The following is a 12,467-nucleotide window of genomic DNA, read 5'->3' on the forward strand; positions in this document are numbered from 1 at the left end:
GGGCGCCGCCCCACCACCCCCACCCTACCACCGGCCCGGACGGGGCATCCGACGCGCCCCCCCCAAACACCTCGACGCCGGCCCCCGGGGGGGCCGCCCGCCGCAAGTCCAGCTAGTTCTGGCCGATCCCCGACTTCAGGCTGACGAACCAGTCGACGGTCGGGTCGAATTCCTTACCGCCGGCGATCCGCGGGAACTCGATCGCGCGCAGCTCGTCGCCGCGCTCCTCGTCGTGGCCGACCACACCGCTCTCACCGCGCAGCGCCGCGTCGACGGCGTAGTCGGTGCATTCCTTGATCAGCGCGAGGTCGCGGTCGTTGGACGCGGCCGAACGGCTGAAGTACCCGCTCTTCTGAACCATCGTCTTCTCGGCGCCGATCCGCTCGGCGAACTGCTTGGCGAACCAGGCGCCGGGGTTGATCGTGTCCAGCTTCACGTGCCCGAACGGGTCCCGCGGGACATCCTCGCCGCGGGCCTCGAGCTCGGCCACGATGGACGGCACGCCGGCACCTTCGGACAGGAAGATGTTGACGCAGTCCTCGGAGTCCATCACCTTGCGCAGCCGCTCGGCCTCGGCGTCCAGGTCGATCGTTGCCTCCGGCACGTATACGGCGTGCACCGACCAGCCGGACTTGTCCAGGCCGATACCCGGGTTCCACTCCTGCTCGTCGACCCATTGCTGGTACTCCTGAGCCGTTGCCGCGGTCAACCATCCGCAGTTCCGGCCCATCACCTCGTGGACGATCAGCATCCGCGGGTTCGAGCTGTGCTCGGCGATGATGTTGCGGGCGAACAACGCGCCCTGCTCGGCCGCGGTCCACGCACCCAGGCTCTGCCGGATCGGGATCACGTCGTTGTCGATGGTCTTCGGCAGGCCGACCACGGTCAGGTCGTAGTCGTGCTCGTGCAGGTACGCCGCGAGGTCGGCGGCCGTGGTGTTGGTGTCGTCACCGCCGATGGTGTGCAGTACGTCGACACCGTCCGCGACCAGCCGCTCGGCCGCGACCTGGAGGGCGTTCTGCCCGTCCTGGATCAGGCCGCGCTTGACCAGGTCGGCGGTGTTGGTCAGCTTCACCCGGCTGTTGCCGATCGGGCTGCCGCCGAACTTGTGCAGCAGCGACGCCTTCGCCCGCACCTCCGGCGTGACGTCGAGGAACCGGCCGCTGAGCAGGCCGTGGTACCCGTTCAGGTAGGCGATGATCTCCACGTCGGGCGCCACCTCGGTGTAGCGCTCGATCAGTCCGCCGACGGCGGACGACAGGCAGGGCGCGAGCCCGCCGGCGGTGAGCAGGGCAACTCTGCGGACAGACTTGTCGGCAGCCATGGGCCAGGGTCCTTCCGGGAACGTCGCTGAAGTCGGCACCAGACTAGTGATGCAGACCACTCCGAGCGCTGGTTGGGGTTCACCCAGCGGACAACGGCACCGACCGTGGCGCGACCGGCGTCGAGACGATGAACGAGCTGGTGGTCTGGCCGTGCACCAGGAACTTGTCCAGAACGTCCTCGAGGGCAGCGATCTCGGCGACCTGGACGCGCATCAGGAAGCAGTCCTCGCCCGAGATCCGGTGGCACTCGACGACTTCCGGCGTACGACCGGCCAGCTCGATGATCCTCGGGATCTGGTTCGGCCCAGGCCGTAGCCGCACCCAGGCGGCGACCGGACGACCGAGTGCCGCCGGGTCGATGTCGACGCGGTACCCGCGGATCACGCCGGACTCCTCCAGCCGCGCGACCCGCTCCCGCACGGTCGGTGTGGAGACGCCCAGCCGGCGAGCCAGCTCGGTGGTCCGCAACCGGGGGTCGGCGATCAGCTCGTCCAGGATCCGAGTATTGAGCTCATCCAGCATCTGGCTTCTCGTTTCGGTAAGCACAACCGCCTCCTAGGCTCCGATCTGCCATGGAAACACGCAGACTCCGTTCTTACTGTAGTGACCGTGACAACCCTCGCAGAAGCCCCGCCCCGGGCCGGTCTCGCCGCCGGCGCCGCTGCCGTGACCGTCGTCCTGTGGGCCTCGTCGTTCGTCGCCATCCGGCATGTCGGCACCGAGATCTCGGCCGGAGCGCTGTCGCTGGCCCGGCTCGGACTCGGCAGCATCTTCCTCGGCGCCCTTCTGTTCACCCGCCGCACGCCCGCCGTACGCCGGTGGCCCACTCGGCGCGACTGGCTGCCGCTGATCGCCTGCGGCGTGCTGTGGTTCGGCGTCTACAACATCTCTCTCAACGAGGCCGAGCGGCGTCTCGACGCCGGTACGTCGGCCATGCTCGTCCACATCGCCCCACTGCTGATCGCCGTACTCGCGGGCCTTGGTCTCGGCGAAGGCTTCCCGCGGCAGCTGGTGATCGGCGGTCTGGTCGCGTTCGCCGGCATCGTCATCATCGGTACGTCGACCTCCAGCGGCCGCGCCGAGACCTGGGGCGTCGTCCTCTGTGTCGTCGCCGCGATCTCGTACGCCGTCGGCGTGGTGACGCAGAAGCCACTGCTGAGCCGACTGCCGGCCGCTGAGGTCACCTGGCTCGCCTGCACGATCGGCGCGATCGTCTGCCTGCCCTTCGCGCCCACGCTGGTCGATGAGCTCGGCACTGCCGACGCATCGACCATCTGGTGGGTCGTGTACCTGGCTGCCTTCCCCACCGCGCTCGGCTTCACCACGTGGGCCTTCGCGCTCCGCCGTACGAGTGCGGGACGGATGGGCGTGACGGTGTACGCCGTACCGGTGGTGGCGATCGTGCTCGGCTGGCTGTTCCTGGGCGAGACCCCCGCCGTACTTGCGCTGGCCGGCGGGGCGCTGTGCCTGACTGGAGTCGCAATCTCTCGGAGGACCGCATGAAGTTCGGAGTGTTCGTACCGCAAGGCTGGCGGATGGATCTGGTCGAGCTGGAGGACCCGGTCGAGCAGTGGGAGGCCATGACCGCCGTGGCCAAAGCAGCGGACGCAGGTCCGTGGGACTCGATCTGGCTCTTCGACCACTTCCACACCGTCCCGGAGCCGGTCCGCGAGTCCGTCTTCGAGATGTGGACCACGACGGCCGCTCTGGCCCGTGACACGTCTCGGGTGAACCTGGGCCAACTGGTCGGCTGCAACGGCTACCGGAACCCCGCCCTGGTCGCGAAGCTGGCCGCGACGGTCGATGTGGCGAGCCACGGGCGCATGTACGCCGGACTGGGCGCCGGCTGGTCCGAGCACGAGTGGAAGGCCTACGGGTACCCGTGGACGAGTCAGAGGGAGCGGATGGGTTCGTTCGTCGAGTCCGTCGAGCTGATCCATCGGCTGTGGACCGAGGACGACGTCGTGTTCGAGGGGCAGTACCACTCGGTCGACAAGCCGTTCGTCGTGCCGCGGCGCAAGCCCAAGCTGTGGATCGGCGGCGGTGGTGAACGCGTTACATTGCGACTAGTTGCAAAGTACGGTGACGCCTGCAACTTCGGCACCGGACGTGTCGACGTGATCAAGCACAAGCTGGCGATCCTCCGGCAGCACTGCGAGGACGTCGGCCGCGACTACGACGAGATCATCAAGTCGACCAGCCTGAACGTGTTCCCGATCGAGTCCGGCGCCGATCCGGTGACCGCGACAGCCAAGGCCCGTCGGCGGTACAGCCTGGAGGAGTTCCGGGAGATCGGTTCCGGCGGGACGTCCCATGTGTTGGCCGACGTGATCACGACGAAGGAGCTCAGCGAGCACGTGGAGCAGCTCGCCGAGGCGGGGATCGACTACGTCATCTCCTACATCCCTGGCGTCGCGTACGACCACGAGCCGATGCAGCGATACGCGGAGGACGTCGTACAGCAGTTCAGCTGAACGCGGTGCGCAGGTGCTGGTGGATGCCGTCGTACGCCGTGACCGGTGGGAGCAGGCGCTTCGGGACCTTGGTGACCACGCTGTAGTTGGCGTCCACCACGTTGGCCAGCGGGACCTCACTGACCTGGCTGAGCAGTTGGTACGCGTCCAACTTGTCGAGGCCGTAGAGCGAGCCGAGCCAGTTGACCATGTCGACCTGGCCGGCTCGCCACGCGTCCTCGAGCGGGCGGGCCGAACCGATGACGGCGAGGTACTCGTCGTTCTCCAGCCGCGGCCAGACCGGTCCGGGCGTCTTGAGCAGGTCGACGATCAGTACGACGTTCATCGCGCCCTCGACCGCCGTACCGCAGGACTCGCCCTCGCCCTGGCGGTAGTGGCCGTCGCCGACCGAGAACAGTGCTCCCTCGACGTTCACGCGCAGGTAGCAGGTCGAGCCGGCACGCATCTCCGGCGTGTCCATGTTGCCGCCGAACATGTCCGGGACCAGCGCTGACCGGACCTCACCGGCGGCGGGCGCGACGCCGACCGTGCCGAGCATCGGCTCGAGCGGCAGGGCGATCTCCAGGTCACTGCCCTGCGCCTGGAACCCGACGGTCTGGTTGACCGTGTCCACCTCGTAGATCCAGGTCCGCTCCGGCAGCGGGTCCTGCAGCGTGGCGGTCCGGTCGGTGCTGGTCAGGCCGCCGAAGAACGGGATGGTCGCCGAGGCGCCCCAGCTCCGGGCCGGCGTCAGCTCGACGAAGTGCAGCGCCAGGGTGTCCCCCGGCTCGGCGCCCTCGACGTAGAACGGTCCGGTCTGCGGGTTGACGAACGGCATGTTCAGCGAGGCGCTGGCCAGATCCGTCGTACTGCGGAGGCTGCCGGCGAATGCGTCCTCGGTCCACAACCGCAGGGCGGTACCGGGCTTGACCCGGCGTACGGGCGGCGCACCGCCGAAGGTCCAGGCGAGTTCGGCGGGCTCAGGGGTGAATTCGAGAAGGTCCACGTCTGGCAACCTAAGGTGTGCTGGAGGTGTTGTGCGAGCGATCAGCGGGTTCTCAGGCGATTCTCAAAGAAGCGACCTACTCTCGGCTGAGCGGAACTTCGAGCGGAGCGGGGCAAGACGATGCGGGTACTGGTGGTGGACGACGACCGGGCGGTCCGGGACTCGCTGCGCCGTTCGCTGGAGTTCAACGACTTCGAGGTGGTGACCGCGTCCGACGGCGCCGAGGCGCTCGCGGTGATCGGCAACGTCGAGCCGGACGTCGTGGTGATGGACGTGATGATGCCGCGGCTGGACGGCCTGGAGACCACCAAGGCCTTGCGGGCCGCGGGCAACAATGTGCCGATCCTGGTGCTGACCGCGCGGGACGCGGTCGCGGACCGGGTCGACGGCCTGGACGCCGGCGGTGACGACTACCTGACCAAACCGTTCGCGCTCGAGGAGCTGCTGGCCCGGCTGCGCGCGCTGCTGCGACGCAGCACGACGCCCGGCGAGGGCGGCCAGCGCGGCGAGGTGCTGCAGTACGCCGACCTCGTGGTCGACGTCGACGCGCACGAGGTGCACCGCGGTGACGTCGCGATGCAGCTCACCCGGACCGAGTTCTCCCTGCTCGAGCTGCTGATCCGCAACCCGCGCCGCGTGCTGGAGCGCGCGGTCATCCTGGACGCGGTCTGGGGCTACGACTTCCCGACCACGGCGAACTCGCTCGAGGTCTACATCGGCTACCTGCGCCGCAAGACCGAGGTCAACGGCCTGCCCCGCCTGATCCACACCGTCCGCGGCATCGGGTACGTGCTGAGGGACACCCCACCGTGAGCCAGCAACACCCCGACGACTTCCCGTCGTACGCCGGACGACCGCAGCAGCCGCAACAACCCGCACAACCTGTTGCCAAGAGCAACGGAAACCGCGTGGCGGCGACTGCCGCCCGGACCCAGAGCTGGTGGAACGAAACCCTCCACAAGCTGAGCCTGCACGCCCGCGTGACACTGCTCGCCGCGGTCGCGGTCGGGTTGGCGGTCGCAATCGTGAGCGTCGCGGCGTACATCACCGTGCGCCAACAGATGTACCAAAACCTCGACAACAGCCTCACCCAGCGCGCCGCCGCGGCCGCGAAGAAAGGCGTTCTGACCGACCTCACGATCCTCCAGGGCGTTCCCTCCGACGCTCTCGGCCTGAGCGACATCCGCGTCGGCGTGATCAGTGCGCAGGGGCAGCAGTTCGGGCCGCCGAACAGCCTTCTGCCGCCGATGGGTCAGGACGAGCTCCAGGTGGCACGGGAGCAGGGCAACGAGGCCAGCCTACGGACGGTCGGCGTACGCAACGGCGGCTCGCACTTCCGCGTGGTCGCCGTCCCGGCGAGCTACTGCCCGCAGGGCCGGAGCCAGGCCTGCCAGGCGGAGCCGGACAACTTCCTTCAGCCCGGGGCGCTGGTTGTCGCACAATCGCTGGGACCCATCGACGAGACCCTCCACAACCTCGGCGTGGTGCTGTGGGCGTTCGGGCTCATCGGCGTGATCGGCGCCGCGCTGGCCGGCAACGCGGTCGCGCGGTCTGGTCTGCGGCCGTTGGCTCGGCTGACCGGTGCGGCGGAACACGTCGCCCGGACCGAGGACCTGAAGCCGATCCCGGTAGGCGGCACGGATGAGATCTCGCGCCTGGCTATGGCGTTCAACGCGATGCTCGGCGCCCTCGCACAGTCGCGCGACCGGCAGCGTCGCCTCGTAGGTGACGCCGGCCACGAGCTCCGGACACCCCTCACCAGCGTGCGCACCAACCTCGACCTGCTCGCCCAGGCGGACAAACGCGGCGGACTCCGCCCCGAGGACCGTCAGCAGCTGCTCGACGACGTACGCGCCCAGATGGACGAGCTGACCACCCTCATCGGTGACCTGACCGAGCTGGCCCGCGACACACCGCAGGTACGCAACGCGGAGCTGATCGAGCTCTCCAACGTCGTCGAGGACGCGGTGATGAAGGTACGCCGCCGCGCGCCCGGACTGGAGTGGGACGTGCAGATCACGCCGTTCCCGGTCTGGGGCGACGAGCGCCTCCTCGGCCGTGCCGTCACCAACCTGCTCGACAACGCCGCGAAGTACAGCACCCCTGAGGGCGCGGAGCAGCGCAGCGACGGGCAACCGATCGGACACGTCACAGTCCGCCTGCTGGACGGCGTACTCACAGTCACGGACTCCGGCCCCGGCATCGCCGAGGCGGACCTGCCCCACGTCTTCGAGCGCTTCTACCGCTCCAGCGAGGCCCGCAGCCGCCCCGGCTCCGGCCTGGGCCTGGCCATCGTCAAACACGCAGCCGAACAACACGGCGGCATGATCTACGCCCGAAACGTCCCCGGCGCCGGCGCCCAGTTCACCCTGTGGCTCCCACACGCGGCCACGCAGACCCGCTGAAGACTTCCTGACAGGTCCTTCAGAGGATCTTCATGGAGTTCTTCGGTCACTCCGAGCGGATCTTCAGGGCCCTCTCAGGTGCGGCGGAGACAGTAATTGCCATGACCGAGAACCAGCCGCCGCAGAACCAGCCCGGCCAGAACCCGCAAGGTCCGCAGGGGCCGGAGCGGACGCAGCAGTTGCCGATGTACGGGCAGCATCAGCAACAGCAGTTCGCGCCGCAGGGTGGTCAGCCGGGTCAGCAGAGGCCGGAATCGGGGCCGCAGGGGCAGCGGCCGGGACAGTACCCCTCAGGTGGGAGTACCTACCCGCAGTTCGGCGCGCCGGGGACGCATCAGGGGACGTCTCCGGGCCCGAACTGGCCCTTCGGACCGCAGCCGGCCACGGCTACGGCCGAGAAGCCGAAGAAGCGGGCCGGTCTGGCCGCGGTGGCGCTGACCGCGCTGCTGGTCGGTCTGGCCGGCGGTGTCGGCGGCGCGGCCGTCTACTCGGCCTCCAACGACCACACCACGAACAGCCCGTCCGTGACCGCACCGCTGAACGGCAACCAGGCCGCACCCGCGGCCGCGCCGGACGGCTCGGTGCAGAGCGCCGCGGCCAAGGTGCTGCCGAGCGTGGTGAAGATCGCGGTCGCGACGTCGCAGGGCGCGGCGACCGGGTCCGGCATCGTGATCAGCAAGGACGGCCTGATCGTCACCAACAACCACGTGGTCGCGGGTGCCGGTCAAGGCGCCACGATCACCGTGATGCTGAACGACGGCCGCACGGTCAACGCCACGGTGAAGGGCACCGACCCGCTCACCGACCTCGCCGTCATCCACGCCAACGCGACCGACCTGACCCCGGCCACGCTGGGGTCGAGCGGCAAGCTCGCGGTCGGGCAGGGCGTGGTCGCGATCGGTTCGCCGTTCGGCCTGGAGGCGACCGTGACCAGCGGTATCGTCTCGGCGCTGAACCGCCCGGTGACATCGGGTGACGAGCAGCAGGACAGCACGACAGTCTTCCCAGCAATCCAGACGGACGCCGCGATCAACCCGGGTAACTCCGGCGGCGCCCTGATCGACCTCGCCGGCCAGGTGGTCGGTATCAACAGCGCGATCAAAACCGCCGGCGGATCGGGACAATCCGAAGGCGGCAACATCGGCCTGGGGTTCGCTATCCCGATCGACCAGGCCAAGCCGATCATCGACGAGCTGGTGGCCAAGGGCAAGGCCACGCATGCGCGGCTCGGTGTGACGGTCGGCGACGCGCAGTCCTCCGACGGGCTCACGAACGGAGCACGCCTGGGCGAGGTCACGTCCGGCGGTGCGGCGGACAAAGCCGGTCTCCAGTCAGGTGATGTGGTGACCGCTGTTGACGGCAAGGCGATCGCGTCAGGGGACGCGTTGGTCGCCGCAGTCCGTTCGCACCGCCCGGGCGATCAGGTCACCCTGACCGTCACCCGCGCCGGCAAGCAGCAACCCATCAAGGCAACCCTCGGCTCCGACAACGGGAACCCCACCGGCTGACCAGCCGTCGTACCAGAACCGGGACTGCGCCGCCCACCGAGCGGCGCAGTCCCTCTCGTTCTCGCGGTGAACACAGCGTTGGCTACGGTCCTCGCATGAATCTCTACGCGGCACGACCGCCTCTGACTGCCGACGAGCGCACGCAGCTGATCGGCTGGCTGGACCTGCAGCGGGTGCTGGTACGCCGGAAGCTCGAAGGCCTGAAGCCCGAGGACGAGCATCGGTCCGTGTTCCCGACGTCGCCGCTGATGACGCCGGCCGGGCTGGTCTCGCACCTGCGGTGGAACGAGCACCTCTGGTTCCACGCCGTGTTCCTGGACGAGCCGGGCGACAACCCGGGCTTCCAGAAGGAGCCGGAGAACGCCGACTGGCGGGTGGACGGCGTACCGCTCGCGCGGCTGCTGGACGAGTTCGACGCGCAGTGGGCCGACTCGAACGAGATCACCGCCGCCCATGCGCTGGACGACGTCGCCAAGGACCCCAGGTTCCAGCCGTCGCTGCGGTGGATCCTGATTCACATGGTCGAGGAGACGGCACGGCACGTCGGGCAGCTCGACACCATGCGCGAACTGCTCGACGGCGAGACGGGGTATTACTAGACCCCATGGAGATCCGGCGGGCGGACGAGCGGTTCCGGACGGTCAGCGAATGGCTGGACTCGCGGCATTCGTTCTCGTTCGGGCCGCATTACGACCCGGCGAACGTCGGGTTCGGGTTCCTGGTCGCGCACAACGACGAGACAGTTGCCCCAGGCACCGGGTTCGAGACGCATCCGCATCAGGACCTGGAGATCGTGACCTGGGTACTGCGGGGCGCGCTGGCGCACCGGGATTCGCAGGGGAACAGCGGGATCGTCTACCCGGGGCTGGCGCAGCGGATGAGTGCGGGCTCGGGGATCCAGCACTCGGAGTGGAACGACGGCGGCGAACCGGTCCATTACGCACAGATGTGGGTACGGCCGGACGCGTTCGATCTGCCCCCGTCCTACGAGCAGGCGGAGCTGGATCTGACGACGGGTGAGCTGATCCCCGTCGCCTCGGGGCTGGCCAAGCACGCCTCGAGTACGGCGATCCGCCTCAACCAGCCTCAGGCCGGGATGTCGGTCGCGCGGCTGGCCCCGGCGCAGGCAGTCGAGTTGCCGGCAGCGCCGTACCTGCATCTGTTCGTGGCGACGGGTACGGCGGAGCTCGAGGGGGCCGGCGAGCTGGGGACCGGGGACGCCGTACGGCAGGCCGACTCGGGCGGGCGTCTCACCGCCGGGCCGGGCGGCGCCGAGGTGCTCGTCTGGGAGATGTACTAGTCGATCTGCTCGCTCATGGTCCACACGTGGCGGAGGGACTGGCCGGCCACGCCTTCCGGATTCTGCGCGAAGCCTTCGACGAACTGGCTCATGTGTTGCTGCCAGCGTTGGTCGGTCGGGTCGGTGCGGAGGTACTCGACCGATGCCTCGAAATCGTCGGCGTCGACCAGGTGGAACAGGTCGCGGCCGCTGCGCCAGATCGACCAGTCGCTGATGCCGGCGGCGTGCATCGAGGCGATCAGCTCCGGCCAGACGCGAGCGTGCTCGATCTCGTAGGCCTCTTCGGTACCGGGAATCAGGCGGCTGTGCAGCGCAAGGCGGGTCACAAAGGAGCAGAATACGCCGCGTGCGCCGAGGCTGGAACGCGGTTCCAGAACCTGGCCGGGCCGATTCACGCAACCACTTGCCCCTGATTCACGCTCACTCTGACGCCAACTCCTGAGCGGTCGGCCGCGTCGTACTTGCGTGGACTGAGTAGTTTCGCCCTCGTGGCGAGATGCCACACGCCGAAGACTGTGCCCGGTGTCCACCCGTCGTCGTGCGAGAGTTGGGAAAGTGAAGCGAACCACTGCGATCGTCTGTCTGAGTAGTCTGCTGATCACGGCCGGTTGTTCCGACAGCAAATCCGGCGGCGGCAAGTCCGGGAACGACGAGCAGAAGGCCTCCGGCGCTGTCATCAAGCAGTTCGCCGACGCATGGGTGAAGGCGTGGGCGCCGGACGGCAAGCCGGACGCTGCCGGAGCGCTCACCGACAACCCGACTGTGTTCGCGAAGCGGCTCGACGACACCGACACCGCGCTGGTCGCCAGCACCGTGACGGTCACCCCGCAGGGCGACCCGAAGTGCAGCGACGCCAACAACTGCACCCAGGAGCTGGCGGTCGAGGCGCAGCTGCGCGGCATCGGCGCCATGAAGTGGACGAGTACGGCGACGGCGGTGAAGACCGCGGACGCGTGGAAGATCAAGGCCTCCGGCGACACCATCTACCCCGGCCTCGGCGACACCAACTACCTCAAGCGTGTCCGTGCCCTGCCCGCGCGTGCCTCGATCCTTGACCGCAACGGTGTCGCGCTGACCGCGAACCGGCCGGTCGTGATCGTCGGCGTCGCATCCGGCGCGGTGGCGACGCCGGCGACGTACGCCGCGTTCACGAAGTACCTGCAGGTCGACGGGACGAAGCTCGCGGCCCGCGCGAAGGCAGCCCCGGCCGGGCAGTTCGTGGATGCGATCACGATCCGCGCCGAGCAGTGGGAAGCGCTGCGGCCGACGATGGGCAAGCTGCCGGGCGTACTGACGATGGGCGGCACGCAGTCGCTGCCGCCGACCGCAACGTTCGCCAAGAACCTGATCGGCACGATGAAGACCGCGACCGCGGACACCCTGAAGAACGCCGGCCCGGCCGCGTCGGCGCAGGACCAGGTCGGTACGACGGGTCTGCAGTACGCGTTCCAGCAGCAGCTCGCGGGTACTCCGGGCGGCACCGTCACGCTGCGGGACGGCAAGACCAAGCTGACGATCAAGACCGTCTTCAGCCAGAAGGGCACTGCCGGCAAGCCGGTGAAGACCACGCTCGACACCGCCATGCAGAAGTCGGCCGAGGCCGCGCTGGCGACGAGCAAGCTGCCGGCGTCGCTGGTCGCTGTACAGGCATCGACCGGGCAGATCCTCGCCGCGGCGAACGGTCCGACGGTGGCGAGCTACAACCGCGCGTTCCAGGGCCAGTACGCGCCGGGTTCGACGTTCAAGATCGTCACCTCGGCCGCGTTGATCGGCAGCGGCGAGACCGGCGCGACCGCGCTGCCGTGCACGAACACGATCAACGTGTTCGGCAAGACGTTCAAGAACTACGACGGTCTCGCGGCGTACGGCGCGGGCACGATGCAGAAGGCGTTCAACGAGTCCTGCAACACCGCGTTCATCTCGCAGCATGCGCGGCTGCCGAAGGACGGGATGACCAAGGCCGCGGCGATGTTCGGCATCGGGCGCGACCTGAACCTGTCGATCAACGCGTACGGCGGTCAGGTACCGCTGCCGAAGGATGACGTGGCCGAGGCCGCGTCGATGATCGGCCAGGGCACGGTCACCGCGAGCCCGCTGGCGATCTCGCTGGTCGCCGCGACGGTCGACCACGGTACGGCGATGAAGCCGGTACTGGTACCGGGTAAGGACGCGGCCGGCGCAGCGGCCTCTCCGTTGCCTGCGGCAACTGTTGCGGCGCTGCGGACGTTCATGCGGACCACGGTCACCGGCGGTACGGCGAAGGTGCTGGCCGGCAACGGCGCGGTCGCGGCGAAGACCGGTACGGCCGAGCTCGTCTCCGGCGGCAAGGTGATCACCAACGCCTGGATGGCCGGCTATCGCGGCGACGTCGCGTTCGCGGTCATCGTCGAGGGCGGCGAGTCCGGCTCGCACACCGCCGGGCCGATCCTGAAGACGTTCCTCTCCAGCTTCAAATGAGGACTTGCTGAGA

At 68.8% G+C, this 12,467-nt stretch carries 12 protein-coding genes; 8 read left to right on the top strand and 4 right to left on the bottom strand.

Annotation, left to right across the window (positions count from 1 at the left end; all coding sequences use genetic code 11):
- Positions 1-112: 112 nt before the first annotated feature.
- Positions 113-1,324 carry a pyrophosphate--fructose-6-phosphate 1-phosphotransferase gene (locus ACFWUU_RS26830; RefSeq protein ID WP_380179287.1) on the bottom strand — a complete coding sequence of 404 codons (1,212 nt, stop codon included), beginning with the start codon at positions 1,322-1,324 and terminating at the stop codon, positions 113-115.
- Between the two features lie 79 nt (positions 1,325-1,403).
- Positions 1,404-1,847 (bottom strand): Lrp/AsnC family transcriptional regulator, encoded by a 444-nt coding sequence (locus ACFWUU_RS26835; protein WP_380179289.1) that lies wholly within the window; start codon positions 1,845-1,847, stop codon positions 1,404-1,406.
- Positions 1,848-1,934: 87 nt separating this feature from the next.
- Here ACFWUU_RS26835 and ACFWUU_RS26840 point away from each other — a divergent pair, with 87 nt between their 5' ends.
- Together ACFWUU_RS26840 and ACFWUU_RS26845 are read left to right on the top strand one after the other, a co-directional pair.
- Positions 1,935-2,828: a DMT family transporter gene (locus ACFWUU_RS26840; RefSeq protein WP_380179291.1), complete on the top strand. Its 894-nt coding sequence runs from the start codon at positions 1,935-1,937 to the stop codon at positions 2,826-2,828.
- Positions 2,825-3,799 carry a TIGR03560 family F420-dependent LLM class oxidoreductase gene (locus ACFWUU_RS26845; protein ID WP_380179293.1) on the top strand — a complete coding sequence of 325 codons (975 nt, stop codon included), beginning with the start codon at positions 2,825-2,827 and terminating at the stop codon, positions 3,797-3,799. The genes ACFWUU_RS26840 and ACFWUU_RS26845 overlap by 4 nt, the downstream gene beginning before the upstream one ends.
- On the opposite strand, the gene ACFWUU_RS26850 is transcribed toward ACFWUU_RS26845, so the two are convergent.
- On the bottom strand, positions 3,792-4,784 hold the full coding sequence (locus tag ACFWUU_RS26850; RefSeq protein ID WP_380179295.1) for an acetamidase/formamidase family protein: 993 nt from the start codon (positions 4,782-4,784) through the stop codon (positions 3,792-3,794). The two genes, ACFWUU_RS26845 and ACFWUU_RS26850, sit on opposite strands and share 8 nt — an antisense overlap.
- 120 nt (positions 4,785-4,904) lie before the next feature.
- Between ACFWUU_RS26850 and ACFWUU_RS26855 the strand changes: the two genes are divergently transcribed.
- The 5 genes from ACFWUU_RS26855 (at position 4,905) to ACFWUU_RS26875 (ending at position 9,997) form a co-directional block, all read left to right on the top strand.
- Positions 4,905-5,597: a response regulator transcription factor gene (locus ACFWUU_RS26855; protein WP_130442918.1), complete on the top strand. Its 693-nt coding sequence runs from the start codon at positions 4,905-4,907 to the stop codon at positions 5,595-5,597.
- The gene (locus ACFWUU_RS26860; protein ID WP_380179297.1) at positions 5,594-7,189 is read left to right on the top strand and encodes a sensor histidine kinase; all 1,596 of its coding nucleotides are present in this window, start codon (positions 5,594-5,596) and stop codon (positions 7,187-7,189) included. Before ACFWUU_RS26855 ends, ACFWUU_RS26860 begins: the two co-directional genes overlap by 4 nt.
- A gap of 101 nt (positions 7,190-7,290) precedes the next feature.
- A complete protein-coding gene (locus ACFWUU_RS26865; protein ID WP_137256098.1) occupies positions 7,291-8,697 on the top strand; it encodes a S1C family serine protease in 1,407 nt (468 codons plus the stop codon).
- 95 nt (positions 8,698-8,792) lie between these two features.
- Entirely contained in the window at positions 8,793-9,296 is a 504-nt protein-coding gene (locus ACFWUU_RS26870; RefSeq protein WP_380179299.1) for a DinB family protein, read from the top strand.
- Positions 9,297-9,301: 5 nt separating this feature from the next.
- The gene (locus ACFWUU_RS26875) at positions 9,302-9,997 is read left to right on the top strand and encodes a pirin family protein (RefSeq protein WP_380179301.1); all 696 of its coding nucleotides are present in this window, start codon (positions 9,302-9,304) and stop codon (positions 9,995-9,997) included.
- Here the strand turns inward: ACFWUU_RS26875 and ACFWUU_RS26880 are convergent.
- On the bottom strand, positions 9,994-10,392 hold the full coding sequence (locus ACFWUU_RS26880; RefSeq protein ID WP_380179304.1) for an L-rhamnose mutarotase: 399 nt from the start codon (positions 10,390-10,392) through the stop codon (positions 9,994-9,996). The genes ACFWUU_RS26875 and ACFWUU_RS26880 overlap by 4 nt on opposite strands.
- A 160-nt stretch (positions 10,393-10,552) precedes the next feature.
- Here ACFWUU_RS26880 and ACFWUU_RS26885 point away from each other — a divergent pair, with 160 nt between their 5' ends.
- On the top strand, positions 10,553-12,454 hold the full coding sequence (locus ACFWUU_RS26885; protein ID WP_380179307.1) for a penicillin-binding transpeptidase domain-containing protein: 1,902 nt from the start codon (positions 10,553-10,555) through the stop codon (positions 12,452-12,454).
- Positions 12,455-12,467 lie beyond the last annotated feature (13 nt).

Origin of the sequence: Kribbella sp. NPDC058693 (assembly GCF_042715335.1) — a bacterium.
GTDB lineage: Bacteria > Actinomycetota > Actinomycetes > Propionibacteriales > Kribbellaceae > Kribbella > Kribbella jiaozuonensis.